21 protein-coding genes are annotated in these 19,924 nt (G+C 70.6%); 14 read left to right on the top strand and 7 right to left on the bottom strand.

The window, feature by feature from the left end; all coding sequences use genetic code 11:
• Window positions 1-8 precede the first annotated feature (8 nt).
• Complete coding sequence (locus tag L942_RS11715) at window positions 9-665, bottom strand: HD domain-containing protein (RefSeq protein ID WP_037358821.1); 657 nt, start codon at window positions 663-665, stop codon at window positions 9-11.
• 84 nt (window positions 666-749) lie between these two features.
• Between L942_RS11715 and L942_RS11710 the strand changes: the two genes are divergently transcribed.
• Together L942_RS11710 and L942_RS11705 are read left to right on the top strand one after the other, a co-directional pair.
• Complete coding sequence (locus L942_RS11710; protein WP_037358817.1) at window positions 750-992, top strand: DUF3039 domain-containing protein; 243 nt, start codon at window positions 750-752, stop codon at window positions 990-992.
• A 137-nt stretch (window positions 993-1,129) separates the two neighbouring features.
• Window positions 1,130-1,978, top strand: coding sequence for a hypothetical protein (locus L942_RS11705; RefSeq protein ID WP_037358815.1), 849 nt, complete (start codon window positions 1,130-1,132; stop codon window positions 1,976-1,978).
• 2 nt (window positions 1,979-1,980) lie between these two features.
• Here the strand turns inward: L942_RS11705 and L942_RS11700 are convergent, their stop codons facing one another.
• Window positions 1,981-3,219, bottom strand: coding sequence for a YihY/virulence factor BrkB family protein (locus L942_RS11700; RefSeq protein ID WP_063695761.1), 1,239 nt, complete (start codon window positions 3,217-3,219; stop codon window positions 1,981-1,983).
• A gap of 212 nt (window positions 3,220-3,431) precedes the next feature.
• On the opposite strand from L942_RS11700, the gene L942_RS11695 reads away from it, so the two are divergent.
• The 5 genes from L942_RS11695 (at window position 3,432) to L942_RS11675 (ending at window position 10,173) form a co-directional block, all read left to right on the top strand.
• Window positions 3,432-5,177 (top strand): DEAD/DEAH box helicase, encoded by a 1,746-nt coding sequence (locus tag L942_RS11695; RefSeq protein WP_037358861.1) that lies wholly within the window; start codon window positions 3,432-3,434, stop codon window positions 5,175-5,177.
• Between the two features lie 349 nt (window positions 5,178-5,526).
• Window positions 5,527-6,663, top strand: coding sequence for a sugar ABC transporter substrate-binding protein (locus tag L942_RS11690; protein WP_037358813.1), 1,137 nt, complete (start codon window positions 5,527-5,529; stop codon window positions 6,661-6,663).
• Between the two features lie 93 nt (window positions 6,664-6,756).
• Entirely contained in the window at window positions 6,757-7,530 is a 774-nt protein-coding gene (locus L942_RS11685; RefSeq protein ID WP_037358810.1) for an ATP-binding cassette domain-containing protein, read from the top strand.
• 17 nt (window positions 7,531-7,547) lie between these two features.
• Window positions 7,548-8,981 carry a sugar ABC transporter permease gene (locus L942_RS11680; protein WP_037358808.1) on the top strand — a complete coding sequence of 478 codons (1,434 nt, stop codon included), beginning with the start codon at window positions 7,548-7,550 and terminating at the stop codon, window positions 8,979-8,981.
• Between the two features lie 22 nt (window positions 8,982-9,003).
• Window positions 9,004-10,173 carry an ROK family transcriptional regulator gene (locus tag L942_RS11675; RefSeq protein WP_037358806.1) on the top strand — a complete coding sequence of 390 codons (1,170 nt, stop codon included), beginning with the start codon at window positions 9,004-9,006 and terminating at the stop codon, window positions 10,171-10,173.
• A 532-nt stretch (window positions 10,174-10,705) separates the two neighbouring features.
• On the opposite strand, the gene L942_RS11670 is transcribed toward L942_RS11675, so the two are convergent.
• Complete coding sequence (locus L942_RS11670; protein ID WP_037358805.1) at window positions 10,706-10,885, bottom strand: DUF7455 domain-containing protein; 180 nt, start codon at window positions 10,883-10,885, stop codon at window positions 10,706-10,708.
• A gap of 341 nt (window positions 10,886-11,226) precedes the next feature.
• Here L942_RS11670 and L942_RS11665 point away from each other — a divergent pair, with 341 nt between their 5' ends.
• From L942_RS11665 to L942_RS11655, 3 genes are all read left to right on the top strand, one after another.
• Window positions 11,227-12,027, top strand: coding sequence for an EamA family transporter (locus L942_RS11665; RefSeq protein ID WP_037358859.1), 801 nt, complete (start codon window positions 11,227-11,229; stop codon window positions 12,025-12,027).
• A gap of 63 nt (window positions 12,028-12,090) precedes the next feature.
• Window positions 12,091-13,443 (top strand): glutamine synthetase family protein, encoded by a 1,353-nt coding sequence (locus L942_RS11660; RefSeq protein ID WP_037358804.1) that lies wholly within the window; start codon window positions 12,091-12,093, stop codon window positions 13,441-13,443.
• Window positions 13,431-14,189 carry a DUF6885 family protein gene (locus tag L942_RS11655; RefSeq protein WP_037358798.1) on the top strand — a complete coding sequence of 253 codons (759 nt, stop codon included), beginning with the start codon at window positions 13,431-13,433 and terminating at the stop codon, window positions 14,187-14,189. Before L942_RS11660 ends, L942_RS11655 begins: the two co-directional genes overlap by 13 nt.
• Here L942_RS11655 and L942_RS11650 read toward each other — a convergent pair.
• The gene (locus L942_RS11650; protein WP_037358797.1) at window positions 14,156-14,545 is read right to left on the bottom strand and encodes a winged helix-turn-helix transcriptional regulator; all 390 of its coding nucleotides are present in this window, start codon (window positions 14,543-14,545) and stop codon (window positions 14,156-14,158) included. The genes L942_RS11655 and L942_RS11650 overlap by 34 nt on opposite strands.
• Before the next feature lie 83 nt (window positions 14,546-14,628).
• On the opposite strand from L942_RS11650, the gene L942_RS11645 reads away from it, so the two are divergent.
• Window positions 14,629-15,249 carry an NAD(P)-dependent oxidoreductase gene (locus L942_RS11645; RefSeq protein ID WP_037358795.1) on the top strand — a complete coding sequence of 207 codons (621 nt, stop codon included), beginning with the start codon at window positions 14,629-14,631 and terminating at the stop codon, window positions 15,247-15,249.
• A 2-nt stretch (window positions 15,250-15,251) separates the two neighbouring features.
• Here the strand turns inward: L942_RS11645 and L942_RS11640 are convergent, their stop codons facing one another.
• From L942_RS11640 to L942_RS11630, 3 genes are all read right to left on the bottom strand, one after another.
• Window positions 15,252-16,685 carry an APC family permease gene (locus L942_RS11640; protein ID WP_037358792.1) on the bottom strand — a complete coding sequence of 478 codons (1,434 nt, stop codon included), beginning with the start codon at window positions 16,683-16,685 and terminating at the stop codon, window positions 15,252-15,254.
• Window positions 16,686-16,808: 123 nt separating this feature from the next.
• Entirely contained in the window at window positions 16,809-17,462 is a 654-nt protein-coding gene (locus tag L942_RS11635; RefSeq protein ID WP_037358789.1) for a response regulator, read from the bottom strand.
• Complete coding sequence (locus L942_RS11630; RefSeq protein WP_037358856.1) at window positions 17,459-18,640, bottom strand: histidine kinase; 1,182 nt, start codon at window positions 18,638-18,640, stop codon at window positions 17,459-17,461. The genes L942_RS11635 and L942_RS11630 overlap by 4 nt, the downstream gene beginning before the upstream one ends.
• Before the next feature lie 124 nt (window positions 18,641-18,764).
• Between L942_RS11630 and L942_RS11625 the strand changes: the two genes are divergently transcribed.
• From L942_RS11625 to L942_RS11615, 3 genes are read left to right on the top strand one after another with little or no spacing between them, the layout of a single operon-like run.
• Window positions 18,765-19,334, top strand: a complete 570-nt coding sequence (locus L942_RS11625) for a hypothetical protein (protein WP_081655031.1) — start codon at window positions 18,765-18,767, stop codon at window positions 19,332-19,334.
• Window positions 19,331-19,534 carry a hypothetical protein gene (locus tag L942_RS11620; protein WP_037358787.1) on the top strand — a complete coding sequence of 68 codons (204 nt, stop codon included), beginning with the start codon at window positions 19,331-19,333 and terminating at the stop codon, window positions 19,532-19,534. Before L942_RS11625 ends, L942_RS11620 begins: the two co-directional genes overlap by 4 nt.
• A 10-nt stretch (window positions 19,535-19,544) precedes the next feature.
• Window positions 19,545-19,922, top strand: a complete 378-nt coding sequence (locus tag L942_RS11615; RefSeq protein WP_037358851.1) for a hypothetical protein — start codon at window positions 19,545-19,547, stop codon at window positions 19,920-19,922.
• The last annotated feature ends 2 nt before the right edge of the window (window positions 19,923-19,924 follow it).

Raw genomic sequence — 19,924 nt, 5'->3', positions numbered from 1 at the left:
AACGGACATCATCTGTGATCGCCGCGCACCTCGCGGCATCGGGTCAGCTCTGCCTGCAGATTTCGCCGCGCCGCCGTCTCCCAGCGTGAGCGGGCGCTTTCGGTGAGGTACAGCGCGGGGCGCGCGAGAAGGCTCTCCAATACGGCGGCGCGGCCGGTTGCCCAGGCACCGTCGGGGTAGCGCGCGTACTCCTCGCGCACCTTCTTCACGTACGCGCCGTACGCGGCGGGCGGTGCGCCGAGGATGGCTAGGTCGGCATCGAGGAGGGCGGCCGCGGCGAGGTCGTCTTCGGGGGCTTCGTGGGCGGCGGTAGCGAGGACAAGACCTTCGGCCCGGTCGATGTGTGCGTCGGCAACCCCTGCGCGCGTAAGCCAACGGCGAAGCCACTCCGCGCTGCGGCGCTCGTCTTCGCCGGGTACAGCGTCGTAGACCACGTCGTGCGCCCACGCGGCGAGCACGACGACGGCGCGTTCATGGAACGGCAGGTCGGCCGCCAGCTGCTCCGCGTCGCGCGCGACGGCCGTGGCGTGGTCGAGGTCGTGGTAGCGGCGGTGCGGTTCGCGGTAGCGCGTTTCCAGCTCGGTCCAGGCGTCGCGGCCGACGCGGTGGTCGCCGCCGAGCCCGGCGAGGCAGCTGTGCCAGCGGGGTGCGGGCTCGTGCGGCATCCGGGCTCCTGAAGGGTCCCTTGGCAGGTCAGACGAGCCTAGCCGGGCATGACCGCGGGCGCGGCGCTGAGGCATGATGGTGGGGTGAGCACCGAAACGCTGACCAAGCCGGAGACCGACAGCACCGAGTCGACCGACGACGACTCGCCGAAAATGTTCCACTACGTGCGCAAGAACAAGATCGCCGAGAGCGCGGTCATGGGCACGCACGTCGTGGCGCTCTGCGGCGAGGTCTTCCCGGTCACGAAGTCGCCCAAGCCGGGGTCCCCGGTGTGCCCCAAGTGCAAGAAGATCTACGACGGCCTGCGTCCCGGCGGCGACGACTGACGCGTCCCGGCGGCCTTCCCGCGCGTCCCGGTGCGCGGGAACAAAGGTGAAAATCCTTCACTCGGTGGCTGTGCACCCGGGGAGGAACTGGTAGACCTTCAGTCCGGCCAGTCGCCTCCCCGCAGGAGTGTCCCCGCATGCGCGCTACCGGGATCGTGCTTTCCCTCGTCGTCCTGCTGTCCGCCTTCAGCGCCGTCGCGGCGGGCGCCGCGGACGCGGTGACCGGATGGACCGCCGTCGGCTCCGACCGGGCCCGTCCGCTCGACGAGAGCCAGGGCCTCGCCACTGTCGAGCGCCCGTCCGGCACCACCATCCGCTACACCGGCATCGGCACCGTCGACCCGGGGCTGGCCGCGAAGGGCTGGAACCACATCGGCGACCCGGGGTCGGCGAAGGGCTGGTACGTCGAGCCCTACCAGCGCGACGACCGCGGCGCGAAACTCTTCCGCGTCGAGGCCCCGGACGGCTCCCGCGCCGACTACCAGCACGCGCTGGAATCGTGGGAAGCCAACAACAATTCGTTCGCCGCCGTGTCGCCCGACGCGCGCTGGCTCGTCTCCGGCGAGTGGGGCACGATGGACCGCCTGCTCGTTTACCCGATGCCCGGCGTCGCGGCCACCGATCCCGGCCAGAACCTGCCGTACGCGTCGGCGATCCGGCTCGACCACCAGGTGCGCGACGTCCAGGGCTGCGATTTCGTCTCGGCCACCCGGCTGATGTGCTCCTCCGACGACCCGGACGGCAGCCTCTTCGGCACCGCCAAACCGCTGCTGCAGGTCGACCTCTCCGGCGCCGTCTCCGGGTCGGACGTCACCGGGCACGTCACCTCGCTCGGCCAATTGCCCCTGCAAAGCGGCTGCAGCGGCAACTTCGAGGTCGAGGGCATCGACTACGACGAGCGCGACGGAACCCTGCGCGTGGTGGTGATGTCGCCGAGCGTCTGCATCGCCTTCGACAGCAAGACGTGGCGGTTCCGCCAGGGCTGACCTCAGCCCTGCTGCGGGCGGTGCGGGCGCGGTTCCGGGCCGGGCGACGGCTGGGGACCCGCCCGCTCGTCGGTCCGCTCGGGCCGGGCGAGCTGCACGGTCTCCGATTCGCTGTGGTTCACCTCGGCGCCGTTCGGTTCAGCGTGGTCCGCCGTGTCTTCTTCGGAGTGCCGTTTCGGCCGCCGCAACGGCATCGTGGTGCGGTCCCACAGCCGGCGGCCCTCCTCGGCCCGCATCCGCTCGTTCGCTCGTTCCATCTCCAGCCGCCGCCACTTGCGCCGCTGCCGCCGCGTCGCCTTCGCCGGCCACAGCTCCTGGATCGCGCTGTTGAAATACGCGCCGCCGACCACCGCGAGGCCGATGAAGAACATCAGCAGCAGGAACGCGATCGGCGCGGCCAGCGCGCCGTAGGTGTAGCCGGTCTTGGTGATCCAGTTCAGGTAGATCCGCAGGCCGATGCTCGACACCAGGAACACGACGCCGGCCAGGATCGCGCCCGGCAGCCCGCGGTGCCAGGGCAGCCGCCGCGGCAGCGCGAGTTTGTACAGCGTGGTCAGCGCGAGCGCGATCATCACGCCCAGCACCGGGTAGTAGAGCGCGCCGACCCATGACGAGACCGTCGGACGCCAGTCGACCGGGAAGAACTCCGGCAGCAGATCCGGCCCGATCGCCAGCAACGGCAGCCCGATCACGAGCCCGATCAGCGCGCACAGGTACAGCAGCAGCGCGAAAATCCGCTGCCACACCTCGTTGCGGACGCCGTACTGGTCGTGCGCGACGGTGATCGCGTCGACGAACGACGACATCGCCGACGAACCCGCCCACAGCGAGATGACGAAGCCCACGGACACGATCTCGCCCTTGCCGACGGTGAGGATGCTGTTCACCGTCGGCTCGATGATCTCCTGCACCGCGTTCGCGCTGAAGATGGTGTGGCTGAAGGTGATGATCCGGTCGTGCACCGCGGTGACCACGTTCTGGCCGAACCACTCGCCGATGAACCCGACGCTGCCCAGCAGCCCGAGCAGCAGCGGCGGGAGCGACAGCGTCTGCCAGAACGCCGCCTCGGCGGCCTCGGAGAAGATGTTGCCGTCCCACGCTTTCGCGAGCGTGCGGGTGAGGAGCCGCCACGGCCCCCTGCGCACGGTCTTCTCCGGCACGCTCTTCTCCGGCACTGCCTCGCCGTCCGGCACTGCCTCGCCGGCGCCCGGTGTCACCTCGCCCATGGTGTCTTCCAGCATGGTCCATGCGCGCGGTTTTGGCTCGTCACCCCCGCCGAGACGGGGCGTGTCGGAGGACACCACCCGTGGCGGTGCCGGGCGCGGCCGGACCCGGAAGGTAAGCTGGCCGACGTGCCCTCATCGCGGCGCCCGGCGGCGAAGCCGGTGCCACAGTGGGGGTTTTCGCACGTCACGGCCGCGCCGAGCGGCCCGAGGAGGGGGTGAACCGAGTTTTGTCCGAGACGACCCAGCCGGTCCTCGGGGCGCCGCCCGCAGCGACGGACTCCACCGCGCGCCCGCTGCGCGCCTGGCAGCGCCGAGCGCTCACGAAGTACCTGTCGAGCAAGCCGAAGGACTTCCTCGCGGTCGCGACGCCGGGCGCGGGCAAGACCGTCTTCGGCCTCCGGATCGCCGCCGAGCTGCTGTCGGACCGCACCGTCGAGGCGGTCACCATCGTGACTCCGACCGAGCACCTGAAGCACCAGTGGGCGGCCTCGGCCGCGGCGGCGGGCATCCCGATCGACTCGAACTTCCGCAACACGACCGGTGTCACGTCGTCGGACTACCGCGGCGTCGCGGTCACCTACGCGCAGGTCGCCGCGCACCCCACGCTGCACCGGGTGCGCACGGAGAACCGCAAGACCCTGGTGATCCTCGACGAGATCCACCACGCCGGCGACGCGAAGTCCTGGGGCGACGCGACGCGCGAGGCGTTCACCCCGGCGGTGCGCCGGCTGGCGCTCACCGGCACCCCGTTCCGCAGCGACGACTCGGCCATCCCGTTCGTCACCTACGAACCGGACGCGGGCGGGTTCCAGCGCAGCAAGGCCGACCATTCCTACGGCTACTCCGACGCCCTCGCCGACGGCGTGGTCCGGCCGGTCGTGTTCCTCGCCTACTCCGGCGAGGCGTCGTGGCGCACCAGCGCGGGCGAGGAGTTCACCGCGCGGCTGGGCGAGCCGCTCACCGCGGAGCAGAACGCGCGCGCCTGGCGCACCGCGCTCGACCCGGCGGGCGAGTGGATCCCGGCGGTGCTGCAGGCCGCCGACACCCGGCTCAGCCAGGTGCGCCAGGGCATTCCGGACGCGGGCGGCCTGGTGATCGCCACCGACCAGGAAACCGCGCGCGCCTACGCCAAGATCCTCGAGCGGATCTGCGGCCAGACGCCGACGCTGGTGCTGTCCGACGACCCGAAGGCGTCCGGGCGGATCAAGGAGTTCTCCGAGACCAACGAACGCTGGATCGTCGCGGTCCGGATGGTGTCCGAGGGCGTCGACGTCCCGCGGCTGGCCGTCGGCGTGTACGCGACCAGCGCGTCCACCCCGCTGTTCTTCGCGCAGGCCATCGGCCGCTACGTGCGGGCCCGGAAAAAGGGCGAGACGGCGAGCATCTTCCTGCCGAGCGTGCCCGTGCTGCTGGAGCTGGCCAGCGAGCTGGAGGCGCAGCGCGACCACGTGCTCGGCAAACCGCACCGGGAGAAGGAAGGCTGGGACGACGAACTGCTCGCCCAGGCCAACCGCACCGAGGACGAACCGGGCGAGGAGGAGAAGGCGTTCACCTCGCTGCACGCCTCGGCCGAGCTCGACCAGGTCATCTACGACGGCAACTCGTTCGGCACCGCGGTCTTCTCCGGCACCGACGAGGAGCAGGAGTACCTCGGCCTTCCCGGCCTGCTGGAGCCGGACCAGGTCCGCGCGCTGCTGCGCAAGCGGCAGGAAGAGCAGCTCTCCGACGAGAAGAAGCGCAAGCCGAAGGTCGAGGAGCAGGCCGCGCCGGCGCCCCGGCCGCAGTCGGTGACCGAACGGCTCGGCGCGCTGCGCAAGGAACTCAACGCTCTCGTCGGCGTGTACCACCACCGCACGAAGAAGCCGCACGGCGCGATCCACAACGAACTGCGCCGCCAGTGCGGCGGTCCGCCCACCGCGATGGCGACGGTGGAGCAGCTGGAAGAGCGCATCGTCACGCTGCGCTCCTGGTAGTCCCGAAGGCGAAGCGACGGGCGCACGCCAGTGGTCGTGCGCCCCTTCGCCTGGTACAACGGTTCGTCCGGTTCGATCCGGGTGCCTGAACGGGCGCCTCTGCCCGCGCGACCGGACAGGACCGGACAAGTTCTCGTTACGCTCGGTGCGTGGCGGGGGTCACTCAGTCAGCGCACCGCGCATATTAGGGCTGCGTTGCCGAACCGTGTCCATTTGGTGTCGGTTACTCGATCCCGCCATCTTCCGCAGAGCCGTTCCGCGGCATATGTTGTCGGCCACAACATATCTGCGACGGTGCACGGGGACCCCTCCCGATCACCCCGCGAGCATGATCGGAGAAGGAACGAGGATGCGCACCAGAACCCTTACCCTCCTCGCCGCGACGGTGAGCGCCGGCCTGGCGCTTTCGGCCTGCGGCGCCAACAGCGCGGGCTCCGGGAGCTCCGGGGACAACAAGAGCTCCGCCTCCGCCCCGGCGGGCGGCGGCGCCAGCGGCAAGGTCGGCGTGATCCTGCCGGAGACCGCGACTTCGGCCCGCTGGGAAGCGTTCGACAAGCCGATGCTGCAGGCCGCGCTGTCCGCGCAGGGCTTCAGCGCCGACATCCAGAACGCCCAGGGCGACAACCAGAAGTTCTCCACCCTCGCCGACGGCTTCATCAGCCAGGGCGTCAAGGTGCTGATCATCGCCCCGTCCGACCCGGCGGTCGGCGCGGCGATCGAGGCCAAGGCCAAGCAGGCCGGCATCCCGGTCATCGACTACGACCGTCCGAGCCTCGGCGGTTCGGCCGACTACTACGTCTCGTTCGACAACGAGAAGGTCGGCGAGATCCAGGCGCAGGGCCTGGCCGACGCGCTGAAGAGCAAGCCGGGCGCCAACGTCGTGCAGATCGAGGGCGCGCCGACGGACAACAACGCGACGCTCTTCGCCAACGGGCACGACAAGATTCTCAAGCCGCTGTATGACTCCAAGGCCCTGAACCTGGTCCAGAAGCAGCCCATCGACAACTGGGACGCCCAGGTCGGCGGCACCACCTTCGAGCAGATCTTCACCCGCGTCGGCGGCAAGGTCGACGGCGTCCTGGCGGCGAACGACGAACTGGCCGGCGCGGTGATCACCGTGCTGAAGAAGAACGGCCTCAACGGCAAGGTCCCGGTCACCGGCCAGGACGCGACCGCGGCCGGTCTGCAGGCGATCCTGCGCGGCGACCAGACGCTGACGATCTTCAAGCCGATCAAGGAAGAGGCCGAGAACACCGCGAAGCTGGCCGCGGCGCTGGCCAAGGGCGACAAGGCGGGCGCGGACGCGATCGCGACCGGCAAGCTGCACGACCCGAAGAACAACCGCGACCTGAAGTCGGTGCTGCTGCAGCCGCAGCTGATCACGATCAAGGACATCAAGACCGTCGTCCAGCAGGGCTACGTCAAGGCGTCCGACATCTGCACCGGCGACCTCGCCGCCAAGTGCACCGAAAACGGCATCTCCTGACGCCGTAGCCACCCCGCCAAGAGCAGCCGGGCCGGGACGCGTTCCCCCGACACGCGTTCCGGCCCGGCACCCACGCGAGAGACAAGCGAATCCATGAGCGAGCCCATTCTCGACATCACCGGCCTGAACAAGAGCTTCGGCCCGGTCCACGTCCTGCACGACGTGGACTTCGCCGTGCGGGCGGGCGAAGTGACCGCGCTCGTCGGCGACAACGGGGCCGGCAAGTCCACTTTGGTCAAATGCATCGCGGGCATCCACCCGTACGACACCGGATCGGTGCGGTTCAACGGCGCGGACGCGCACATCCGCGGCCCCAAGGACGCCGCCGGGCTCGGCATCGAGGTCGTGTACCAGGACCTCGCGCTCGCCGACAACCTCGACATCGTGCAGAACATGTTCCTCGGCCGTGAGCGCGGCAGCAGCTGGCTGCTCGACGAGGCCAGCATGGAAAAGGCCGCGCGCGAGACGCTGGCGTCGCTCGGCGTGCGCACGGTGAAATCGGTCCGCACCTTGGTTTCCTCCCTGTCCGGCGGTCAGCGGCAGACGGTCGCGATCGCGAAATCGGTCCTGTGGAACAGCAAAGTCGTCATCCTCGACGAGCCGACCGCCGCGCTCGGCGTCGCGCAGACCAAGCAGGTGCTCGACCTGGTGCGCCGGCTGGCCGAACAGGGCCTCGGCGTGGTGCTGATCAGCCACAACATGGCCGACGTGTTCGAGGTCGCGGACCGGATCGCGGTGCTGTACCTCGGCCGGCTGGTCGCGGAGGTCCAGACCGGCGAAGTGACCCACAGCCAGGTCGTCGAACTCATCACCGCGGGCCGATCGGGCGACCTCGGCCTGGCCCGTCCCGAAGCTGTCGTGCAGTGAGCGAGAAAGAACCCGCCATGACCGAAACTTCCGAGAAGCCGCAGACGCCGGACGCGCCCGCCGGCGCGATCGCCGACTTCGGCATCGACACGACCTCGATGTCCACCGGCGAGGCCATCAAGGACTACTTCGCCCGGATGAAGGACGGCCAGCTCGGCTCGATTCCCGCCGTGCTCGGCGTGATCGTGCTGGCGATCCTGTTCAGCGCCCTGTCCGGGGACTTCTTCACCCTGCAGAACATCGCGAACCTGCTGCAGCAGGGCGCGGGCCAGACCATCATCGCGATGGGCATCGTGTTCGTGCTCCTGCTCGGCGAGATCGACCTGTCCGCGGGCACCGCGTCCGGCGTCTGCGCGTCGCTGATGGCGCTGCACTACGTCCACAATGGAAACTTGCTGGGTTCCATGGGAACCGGCGTGTTCATCACGTTCCTCGCGGTGCTCGTGCTGGCCGTGGCGCTGGCGCTGCTGCAGAAAATCTGGGCGGGCGCGGCGATTTCGCTCGTCGGCATCGTGGTGATCCTGGTCGGCGCACCGGTGAACGCGTGGGTCGAGATGCTCATCGCGGTGTGCACCGGCACCGCGATCGGCTGCATCACCGGGTTCCTGGTCTCGAAGATCGGGATGCCGTCCTTCGTGGTCACGCTGGCGTTGTTCATCGTGTGGCAGGGTGTGATCCTGCAGTTCGTCGGCGAGGGCGGCACGCTGCCGATCGGCACCAGCGACACGCTCAACGCGGTCGCCAACGGCAACCTTTCGGTGGCGGGCAGCTGGATCCTGTTCGTCGTGGCGGCGGGCGGATACGCGCTTCTCGCGCTGGGCCAGCATTTCTCCCGGCTGAAGCGCGGCCTCGTGGTGCAGCCGACGCCGATCGTGCTGGCCAAAGTCGGCGCTGTCGCGCTGGTGGCGGCGGTCGCGACCTACCTGCTCACGATCAACCGGTCGCCGAACAGCCTCGTCGTGATCGCCGGCGTGCCGTACGTGGTGCCGATCATCCTGGTCCTGCTGGTGGCGGGCACGTACGTGCTCAACCGCACCCGGTACGGCCGGCACCTGTACGCGGTCGGCGGCAACAAGGAAGCCGCGCGCCGCGCCGGTATCAACGTGCCCAAGCTGCGTACCAGCGTGTTCGTGATCAGCTCGTCGTTCGCGGCGATCGGCGCGATCGTGTACTCGTCGAAGGTCGGCTCCGTCAGCGGCCAGTCCGGCGGCTTGAACACGCTGCTGTTCGCGGTCGGCGCCGCGGTCATCGGCGGCACGTCGCTGTTCGGCGGCAAGGGCCGGATCATGGACGCGGTGATCGGCGGCGCGGTGCTGGCGATCGTGAACAACGGGCTCGGCCTGCTCCAGCAGAAGGCCGCGGTGGTCAACATCATCACCGGTCTGGTGCTTTTGCTGGCCGCGACCGTCGACGCGCTGTCGCGACGGCGGGCTGAGGCGTCGGCCCGCTGAGGGCTGATGGGAAGATGACCCGGTGAGCAGCCCGCCCGTCGCCCGCCCGGACGAGGTGCGCCGGCACAACCGCACGACCCTGCTGCGCTTGCTGCACGTCGGCGGGCCCAGTACGCGGGCTGCCTTGGCCACCGAGCTGGGGCTCAACCGGAGCACCATCAAAACCCTCGTCGACGGCCTCGCCGAGGCCGGCGTGGTCGAGGAGAAGGTGCCGAGGCCAGGGCGAGGGGCGGGCCGTCCCTCGCTCCTGGTCCTGCCGCAGCCGCACGCCGCGGTGGTGCTCGCGATCGACGTGCAGGTCGAGCACGTGGCCATCGCGCTGGTCGGGCTGGGCGGGCAGATCCTCGGGCGCAACAGCTGGAACCTGCACGCCCGGACGCGCACCGCGGACGAGGTCATCACGCACGTGATCGAGTCGACCCGGGTGCTGGCGAGCGACCTCGGCGTGGAGCCGGTGGCGGCCGGGGTGTCGGTGCCCGGGGTGGTGCGGCGGGCGGACGGGCTGGTGCACGAAGCGCCCAACCTGCGCTGGACCGACGTGGCGCTCGGCGAGCGGCTGTCGGCGGTGCTGCGGATCCCGGTGCTGGTGGCCAATGACGCCGAGCTGGGCGCGGTCGCCGAACATCTGCGCGGGGCGGCGCGAGGGTCGTCGGATTCGGTGTACGTGTCCGCGGACGTCGGCGTCGGCGGCGGAGTGATCTCGCAGGGCACTTCGCTGCGCGGCGGCGCGGGGTATGTCGGCGAGATCGGGCACATGGCGATCCGGCCCGGCGGGCGGGCTTGCTACTGCGGGAGCCGCGGGTGCTGGGAGACCGAGATCGGCGAGGCGGCGTTGTGCCGGGCGCTGGGATTGCCGGAGGACACGCCTCGCGGAGTGATCCTCGTCGAACTGCGGGAGCTGGGCCACGCCCCCGCGGCTGCCTCGGAGCGGCTGGCGGAGTACGCGGAGTGGCTCACGCTGGGGCTGGTCAACGTGGTCAACCTGCTCGGGCCGGAGCTGGTGGTGCTGGGGGACCTGCTGACGGTGCTGCCGGAATCGGTGATGCGGTCGGTCGCCGACGAGGTCCGGGGCCGGAGCCTGGTCTCGCGGGCGGTTGGCGGGACCCGGATCGTCAGTTCGGCACTGGGCGCGGACGTGAAGCTGCTGGGGGCGGCCGAGGTGGCTTTCGAGGTGGTTCTGGACACGGTGTGACCTGGGGTTTTCGGGTGCGGGTGGGCACCCCGAAGCCTGATTGTGCTGACGGTCTGGGGGTGCTTGTCAAGGCGGGAAAGATGCCTTGACAAGCACCCCCAGACCGCAGGGAGGCTTCGTATCGGGGTGCTGGGAGGGGGCTGGGTGCCCCGCCTGGGTGAGTGCACTGGTGCGCGTTCGGGGATTTTGTGGTCCGTGAAGGGCTCCTTGAGGGAATTGGATTCCCTCAAGGAGCCCTTCACGGACAGCGGCTGGGTGACCGGGTGGCGCGCCTTGGGGGCAGCACGTGCTCAACGGCATCGTGCCAGGTCCGGCCGGTTCAAGCGCCGAATCCGCGAGGTGCCTAGGCCGCACAACGTGAGTGCGGCAACCCCCTACCTCACCCGGAAACCGCCGCAGGCCGCCAGCCCGAAGGCACAGAGCGCGCAGAATCCAAGAGCGCCGACCCCAGCCACCTCGGGCCGGAAAAACGCCGGAGGCGGCAAGCGCACGCGCCTGCCGCCTCCGGGGAGCTTTCTGTCGGTGAGCGAACTTACTTCTGGATCTCCGCGGCCAGTTCCTTGAGCTTGGCCTCGTGCTCGCGGGCGTGGTGCCCGCAGAAGAGCAGCTCGCCTCCGGAGCTGAGGACCGCGCGTACCTGAGCTGCTGCTCCGCACCGGTCGCATCGGTCGGCTGCGGTCAATTCGGGGCGGGTGAGCGTCGGTGTTGTCATGGGGGTCTCCCTCCGTCCCGGCACCGGTCGCCCGGTGCCTCGATCCAGCTACGCCCACTTCGGTCTCGATGCCTTCGGCGGGGATCGCTTCTGGCTCCGCGGTGTTCGTGCTTCCACTCTTGCAGACGTTTCGCGGCCCGCAAGTGTTCCCGCGCCGGTGGGAGGTGCGTCACGCCGAATTAGCCCGGTTGCCGCAACGATGTTCCACTCCGTAGGACCAGACCACCCGGCGCGGCGGGTTTTCCGTGGTCAGGCACCATGCGGGGGTGGGCATCGCACTCTCCAGGAAACGCGTGAACGCGATTCCGGCACCGGTCTTGTTCGTTCTCAGCGGAATTTCGATGTATGCCGGTGCGGCCATCGCGGTCGACCTCTTCGGGCACGCCACGCCCTCCGGGGTTGCGTGGCTGCGCTGTCTCGGGGCGGCCGTCGTGCTGCTGCTGTGGCGGCGTCCGCCGAAAGCGGCCTGGCGGGGCAAGCGGCTGCTGCTCGCGGGCGCCTTCGGGGTCGTGACGGCCGGGATGAACGTGGTCTTCTACGAGGCCATCGCGCGGCTGCCGCTGGGCACGGTGGTCGCGTTGGAGTTCGCCGGTCCGGTCGTCGTGGCGGCGATCGGGTCGCGGACGCGGCGGGACCTGATCGCGCTGGTCCTGGTGGCGGTCGGGGTGGTCGCGATCGCGGACGTGCGCATCGCGGGCAGTCCGCTCGGCGTCGTGTTCGCGCTGGCCGCGGCGGCTGCTTGGGCGGGGTACATCGTGCTCGGCAAGCGGGTCGCGATCGGCGGGGACGGGCTGGATTCGCTGGCGGTCGGGTTCGCGGTGGCGACCGTCGTGCTGTCGCCGCTCGCGCTCGGCACCGGGGAGGTGTGGGCTTCGCCACGCATGCTGCTGCTCGGAATTGGTGTCGGCGTGCTGTCGACCGTGGTGCCGTACGCGCTCGACCAAGTGGTCCTGCGCCGGCTCGGGCAGGCTCGGTTCGCGGTGTTGCTGGCGTTGCTGCCGGTGACGGCGGGAGTCGTCGGGTTCCTGGTGCTCGCGCAGGTGCCGAGTGTCGTCGAAGCGCTCGGGACGCTCGCCGTCGTCGCGGGAGTGGCGTTGCGCAGCCGGGACGACTCCGGGCCGGTCGCTGAGCCGCCCGGGTGAACACTCGCGGATGGCCCGGGCGGCCCCGGCCCGCGATACTGATCCCGAGCCCGAGGAGGTGCCATGACCAAGGCGGCGTCGGCGGCGGCGAAGGACCTGGCCGCGGCGGGGGTCAGCGGCGTCCACCTGGCCTGGGCGGACAACAACGGCATCCCGCGTTCGCGCGTGGTCCCGATCGGCGGGCTGGCCGACGCGGCGGTCCGCGGCGTGGGCGCGACCTCGCTGTTCGCGGTCTTCGACAGCCACGACGCCATCACCTACGCGCACTCCGGCCTCGGCACGCCGTCCGGCGACATCCGGCTGGTGCCGGTCATCGAACGGCTCCGCCGGCTCGCCGGACAGCCTGCGCTCGCCTGGGCGCCGGTGCGGCAGCTCGCCCCGGACGGTTCGCCCTGGCCGTACTGCCAACGGTCCGTTTTGGAACGACAGGTCGCCGAGGCGGCGCGGCGCGGCCTCGAATTCCGGGCCGGATACGAGCTGGAATTCTCTGTCGCGCCGGCAGGCAGCGAGGACGTCGTGTCCGCGCCGGGGCACCGCGGCCCCGCGTACAGTCCGCACGCGCTGATCGCCTTGGACGACTTCATCGCCGCGCTGCTGCACGATTTCGCCGCGAACGGCCTGCACATCGGCCAGCTGCACGCGGAATACGGCGTGGCACAGCTGGAATTGTCGCTCGCGGCGACAGATCCGGTGTCCGCGGCGGACGATCAGCTGCTTGCCCGGCAGACCATCCACGCCGCCGCGCACGCACACGGGCTCGTGGCGAGTTTCGCGCCGATGATCGGCCTCGGGGCCGCGGGAAACGGCTGGCATCTGCACACTTCGGTCCGTCGCAAGGGCCGCAATCTCCTGACTGGCGACGGTGTTCCGGAAGGCGACGGCGCGGCCTACCTCGGCGGGTTGTTGCGGGATTTGCCCGCGCTGACAGCGATCACCGCGCCGAGCGTGCCTTCGACGATGCGGTTGCGGCCCGGGTTTTTCGCTGGCGCGTATGCGTTTTGGGGCGTGGAGAACCGCGAAGCGCCGCTGCGGTACATCCCGGGCACGGCGTTGCTCGGGACGGAACACGCGAACGTCGAGCTGAAGACGTCGGACGCATCGGCCAACCCGTATCTCGCGCTGGCCGTCGTGCTCGCGGCCGGGATGGCCGGAATCGAGGATTCGGCGGCCCTGCCGGACCCGATCGGGGAGGACCCGGGCAGCTGGACCGAAGGGGAACGGGACACCGCGGGGGTGCTGCCGCTGCCGGCGAGTCCGTCCGAACAGGACACTGCGCTGCTGGCGAACCCGCGCGTGTCCGGGGCGCTGGGGGACGAGCTGCTCGGCGCGTTCCGCGCGGTGCGCGCCTCGGACGCGGCGTGGGCCGCCGAGCGGGTGCCCGAGGAGATCGTGGCGGCGCATCTGTGGCGGTACTGAACACGGGACTTTCCGACGTCCACTGGCTGCCCGGCGGTGCGCGCCTGGTCGCCGAGGCCCGGGCGGAACTGCCGCAGAAGGACGGCTTGGCGGCGGCCTTCGCCGGGTTGGCGGTCCTCCGTGCGGCCGATATCGCGGTGCCGGACCAGGACGAGGTGGCGATCGCGGCCGGGACGGTGCGCGGATCGACCAGCCGTCCGGAAGGTGTGTTGTCCCGCAACGACTTCCGCCTCCCAGTGCCGTTCGATGAAACCGCTGCGGGTACTTCGCTGGAAGGTTTGGCTTCAGCGATCCGGACCTTGTCCGGGGAGAAGCTGGCGGTGGTTCCGGCGCTGGGGGAGTGGAGCGCTGCCACCGTCTCGGATTTGCTGCTGGGCCTGTGGGAATTGCCTCGAGTGGCAGTGCTCGCCCGGGTCGATCCGGCGGAACTGGGTTCACCGGACACGCCGGAACGCGCGCTGCTGGACTATCTCGACACCGGCATCCCTCCACTGTGGACGAATCGGTGGCGGCCGCCCGCGCCTCATCACGTGCTGCTCGCCGGAGTGCGGCTGGGCGCGGAGGGAACCCTGCTGTCCGTTGTGGACACTTACCGCGAACTGGGCGACGACGGCGTGCACGACCAGCCGGTGGAATGGATCGCGGCGGCGCTGGAATCGGCGCTGCTGGTGGCGGACGCCCGGCACGCGGAGGCGCTGGCGCAAGCGGTTTCCTACGCCGGGCTGCGCAGCGGCGGTGCGTCGTAGCGCTCCTGAGCGAGCAGCAATTCCTCCCAATGCTCCGCGACCCACCCGTACACCACCTGCATCGGCTCCAGCAGGCTGCGGCCGAGCGGCGTCAGCGCGTACTCGACCCCCAGCGCGGGATCGGCATGCGCCGTGCGGGACACCAGCCCGGAGCGTTCGAGGCCGCGCAGTGTCTGGGTCAGCACCTTCGGTGTCACGCGGGGCAGCGGCACCCGCAGCTCGGAGAACCGCCGCGGCCCGTCTTCCAGGCAGCGGATCACCAGGGCGGACCACTTGTCCCCGAACCGGAACGGCACCAGCGAGGACGGGCACAGCTCCTCGAACAGGTCGGGCGGCAACGGCTGGCGCACGGGCATCGCGGTCTCCTCTCAGTATCCCGGAGGGAACCGGCCCCCTGGATACCTTCCAGAGCATCAGCACTCCAGGAGGTATTCCCACGATGAGCAAGATCGTGATTTTCGGGGCGGGCGGCCGGGCCGGACGGCAGGCGGTCACGGAGGCCCGGCGGCGCGGCCACGAGGTCACCGCGGTGGTGCGCGATCCCGCGCGCTACCGCGAGGCGCCGGACGTCGTTGCCGGCGATGTTACGAGCGCGGCCGACGTCGCCGCCCTCGCCGCCGGGCACGACGCGGCGATCAACGCGGCCGCGGTCTACGGCGAGGGCACCGATCCGGACGCGTTCTTCACCGGTGCGGCTCGCGCTCTCGTCACCGGGTTGCGGCAGGCCGGCGTGGACCGGCTGGTCGCGGTCGGGCTGTCCGCTCTGCTGCCCGCCGCCGACGGAACCCCGGTGCTCGACTCGATTCCGGCCGAGTTCCGGCCGTTCTGCCTGGCGCACGCGGCGGGGCTCGAGGTGTTGCGCACCGAGGGCACCGGGCTGGAGTGGGTTTATGTCAGCCCGGCCGGCGACTTCGACCACGACGGCGAGCGCACCGGTCGCTACGAAATCGGCGAGCATGGCGACCTCTCGCGCAAGATTTCGTACGCCGATTTCGCCGTGGCGCTGCTCGACGAGGTCGACAACCCGCGGCACGCCCGCGTCGACCTCGCGGTGGCCTGAACCTACTTGGCGAAGCGGGAGTGCTTGCGGCCGTAGAAGAAGTAGATCAGCAGGCCGATCACCAGCCAGGCGGCGAACCGGATCCAGGTCAGCACGTCGAGGTTCAGCATCAGGTAGAAGCACGCGACCGCGGCGACGATCGGCAGCACCGGCGAGAACGGCACGGTGAACGGCCGCTTCAGCTCCGGGCGGCGTTTGCGCAGCACCGGCACCGCGACCGCGACGATGATCATCGCCGACAGCGCGCCGATGCTGACCATGTCGGCCAGCGCGGAGATCGGCACGAACGCCGCCAGCACGGCGATCAGCGCGGCCCCGCCGATGGTCATCCGGTGCGGCGTGCCCCAGCGCGGGTGCGCCGTGCCGATGGCCTTGGGCAGCAGGCCGTCGCGGCCCATCGCGAAGCCGATCCGGCCGATCGTGACCAGTTCGACCATCATCACCGACGTCAGCCCGGTGACCGCGCCGAGCGAGATCAGCGCGCCGACCCAGTGCTGGCCGACCCGGTCGAACGCGTCCGCGAGCGGCGCGCCGGAGTCGATGTCGGAGTAGTGGACCATGCCGGTGAGCACGATCGACACGCCGATGTAGAGCACCGCGCACACCGCCAGCGCGCCCAGGATGCCGACGCGGAGGTCCTTGCGCGGGTTGATGGTCTCCTCGCCGAGGTTGGCGAGCGCTTCGAAGCCGGTGTAGGCGAAGAACACGACGGCCGCGGCGGTGACCATGCCGGCGATACCGTACACCGACTGCTCGAGCCCGAGCGCGGCCTGGACCACCGGCTGGTGCAACGCGTTCGCGCTGCTCGACGGCGGCTGCGCGGGCGGGATGAACGGAGTGAGGTTCGAGCCTTTCACGAAGAAGACGCCGACCGCGAGGATGAGCACGCAGACGGCGACCTTGACCAGCACCAGCAGGTTCGTGAGCCACGCGGACTCCTTGATGCCGACCACGGCCACGACCGTGAGCACCGCGATGATCAGCACCGCGCCGACGTTGACCGTCGCGTGCTCGCCGAACCAGTCCGGCGACAGCCCGAGCAGGTTCGCGAGATACCCGGACCAGCTGCGCGACACCACGGCCGCGCCGAGCGCGAACTCCAGCAGCAGGTCCCAGCCGATGATCCAGGCGAAGACCTCGCCGAGGGTGGCGAAAGCGTAGGTGTAGGCGCTGCCCGCGGTCGGCACGCTGGAGGCCAGCTCGGCGTAGCAGAGCGCGGCGAGGCCGGCGACCACCGCACCGATCACGAACGACAGCGTGACCGACGGTCCGGCGTGCGTCTTGGCTTCGACCCCGGCGAGGGTGAAGATGCCGGTGCCGATGATGATGCCGACGCCGAACCCGATCAGGTCGCGTCCCCGGAGCCGCCGCTTCAGCTCGCCGGATTCCTGTCGCTTGAGGACTTCGTCGACGTCGAGAGTTCTCCGCTCACCCATGGGGGAACGTTAGAAGGTCCCGCCGGGATGCGCAGATCGGCTGTCGGGGTGTCGTTTCGCGGTGGCGGGGCTGCCCAGGACCGCGCGCGGTTTGGGCGAGGTCCGCGAGCCCGGGCACGTCGGCTATCCGGGCGGCTCGATGCCGTGGTCCTGGGCGAGGATCGCCGCCTGCACCCGGGACCGCAGGCCGAGCTTGGCCAGCACGCGGGAGACGTGGGTTTTCACGGTCGCTTCGCCGATGTAGAGGCGGGTGGCGATTTCGGCGTTCGAGAGCCCCGCGCCCAGGCAGCCTAGCACTTCGCGTTCGCGTTCGGTGAGGTCCGACAGCCCGGTCGGCGCGGGCGACGGCCCGGCCGGGGTGCTGGCGAAGGCGGCGATCAGGCGTTTGGTGACCTGCGGGGCGAGCACCCCCTCGCCCGCCGCGACCAGCCGGACGGCCTCGATCAACCGCGGCGCCTCGACCGACTTCAGCAGGAACCCGGCGGCTCCGGCGCGCAGCGCGGCGTGCACGTACTCGTCGAGGTCGAAGGTGGTGAGGACGAGGACTTCGGCGAGCCTCTCGGCGATCAGCTGGCGGGTGGCGGTGATCCCGTCGGTGCCGGGCATCCGGACGTCCATCAGGACGACGTCCGGCCGCAGCGCGCGGGCCTGGCGCAGCGCGACCTCGCCGTCGGCGGCTTCGCCGACCACTTCGATGCCCTCGGCGTTGCCGAGGATGAGCACGAGCCCGGCGCGGATCGCGCCGTGGTCGTCGGCGACGAGGACTCGGATGGTCATGACGGCTCTCCGGCGAGGGGAAGTTCAGCGTGGACCAGCCAGCGCGGCCCGGACGGACCTGCTCGCAGGGTGCCGCCGACGGCGTGCGCGCGCTCGCGCATGCTCAGCAAACCGTGTCCGCCGCTGTCGGACTGCGGCGGCGCGCCGAGCAGTTCATTGCCGATTTCGACACTCAGCGTGCCGTCGGCCACTCGCAGCCGCACAGTCACCTCTCCGCCCGGCGCGTGTTTGACCGCATTCGTCAGCGACTCCTGCGCGATCCGGTACGCGGTGAGGTCGACCGCGGTCGGCAACGCGAGTCCTTCGTCCACAGTGGAATCCACGGTCACCGTCATGCCCGCCGCCCGCGCCGATTCCACCAGCCGGGCCAGTTCGGCCAGCCGGGCCGGGGCGGTCACCTCGTCCTCCGCGGATTCCGAACGCAACAGGCCGATCATCGCGCGCATTTCCTCCAGTGCGCGCACGCTGTTCTCTCGCACCGCGACGAGAACCGTTTGCGCGGTCTTCGGATCGTCCGCCATGGACAGCGCCGCCTCCGACTGGATGGCGATGGCTGACAAATGCCCGGCGACGACGTCGTGCAGGTCGCGGGCCATCCGCGCGCGTTCGGCCGCCACCGCCGCCCGCCGGTCCAGCGCGGCGATCGTCGCGAGCTGTTCGGCGTTGGCGCGTTCGGAGGCCGCGATGTCGCTCTGCTGGCGCACATTCGCCCCCCACCACACCGGGACGAGCAGGAACGACAACATGCTGAACGCGCCCAGCGCGGCCGTCCGCCAGCCCGCCACGGCCAGGAACACGAACAGCACGGTGAGCGTGATCGTCGCGGTCACCCCGACCAGCACCCGGGTCGTCCAGCGGGAGCCGTACAGCATCGCGGAGTACAGGAAATCCGTGTACGCGACGGCGATCGGCAGCGACAGGCCCAGCGCGACGTCGACGCCGACGATCGCGGTGGCGACCAGCAGTCCCCACGGCACGTGCCGGCGCAGGAACGTGGCCAGGCAGACCGCGCCGAGTTCGGCGAACCGGATCCAGAGCGGAAACGGGTCGCCGCTCGGCAGCAGGCGATGGCTGTCGGTGAGGTAGAGCATGGCGCCGCCGGCGAACACCGCGAGCGCGATGAGGCCGTTCTGCTGCCACGGCGGCAGTTCGCGCGGCCGGGGGAGGGCCGAGCGCAGATCTCGCAGGCGCACCCGACCATGACAGCACACCGCGGCGCCCCGGTCGTCCTACGAAATGATGACCCCTCGATCGTGCCGTCCGCTGACGCGCGCGGTGGCCGTCGCCCGCGACAGTGAGGCCATGGACGAGATTCTGACCAGCCCGATGACCGTCGCCATCGTGGCGTGCGAGATCGGGTTCTGGGTCTTCATCGCGGCCGGGCTGCTGACCCGGTACGCGCTGCGCAAGCAGAAGGCCAGCACCGTGCTGCTGGCGCTGGTGCCGGCGGTCGACCTGGTGCTGCTGGTGATCACCGTGATCGACCTGATGAACGGCGCGAAGCCGAACGTGACGCACGGGCTGGCCGCGGTGTACATGGGCTTCTCGGTGGTCTTCGGGCCGTCGATGGTGGAGTGGGCCGACGCCCGGTTCGCGCACCGGTTCGCCGGCGGGCCGCGGCCGGAGAAGCTGACCGGCCGCGCGAAGGCCCGCAAGGAGTGGCGCGAATGGGGCAAGTGCGTGCTGGCGTCCGCGCTCAGCGCCGGACTGCTGCTGCTCGCGATCGCAGTGGTCGGCGATTCCGGCCGCGTCGAGCCGTTGTGGGGCTGGCTGCCGCGGCTGGGCACGCTGACCGGCCTGTGGTTCGTCTTCGGCCCGCTGTGGCAGGAGATCTTCGGCTCGTCCGGGTCGAAAAAAGAAGTGTCGCGATGATCGAGCTGGTCGGGATACTCCTCGTGGTGCAAGGCGGGGGCGGGCTGATCAACCGGCTGGCCGGGGCAGAGCACCCGAGCTGGTTCGTCCAGCTGCATCTGCTGCCGCCGCACCTGCACGTCATCGCCAGCGTCGTCCTGCTCGGCGCCGGGGTCGCGGTGCTGTTCGCGAACCAGGCGCGCAAACGCCGCCGCGGCTAAACTCGTGAGCATGGCGGCCGGTCCGGTTCTGCTGTTCGCCGTGGTCAGCGTGGCACCCTCGGCGTTGTTCTGGGCTGCCCTCCGGGTACCGGCCCTCTGCCGCTGGGTGCGCCGCCGGCACGCCGCTCCGGTGCCGTCCGAACCGCCGGTGGAGCAGGTGGCCGCCGACCTGCGCCGGGTGCGCCGGACGCTCGCGGAACTTCCCTCCGGAACGCCCGCCGCGCGCCGGATCGGCACCCGGCAGGCGTATGACGCACTCCTCGTCACCGCCTGCCGCGAGGTCGGGGTAGCGCACCGGCTCGACGGCTTGCGCGAGGGAGCCGACCGCGATCTCGAACGGCTGCGCATCGAGGATTCGCTGAGCCGTAAAGGATTCGTGCTGTCCTGAGC

The sequence above is a fragment of the Amycolatopsis orientalis DSM 43388 genome (assembly GCF_000411975.1).
Classification (GTDB): Bacteria; Actinomycetota; Actinomycetes; order Mycobacteriales; family Pseudonocardiaceae; genus Amycolatopsis; species Amycolatopsis orientalis_D.
The sequence above is the reverse complement of the archived record's forward strand: the minus strand, read 5'-3'. Positions and strand labels throughout refer to the sequence as shown.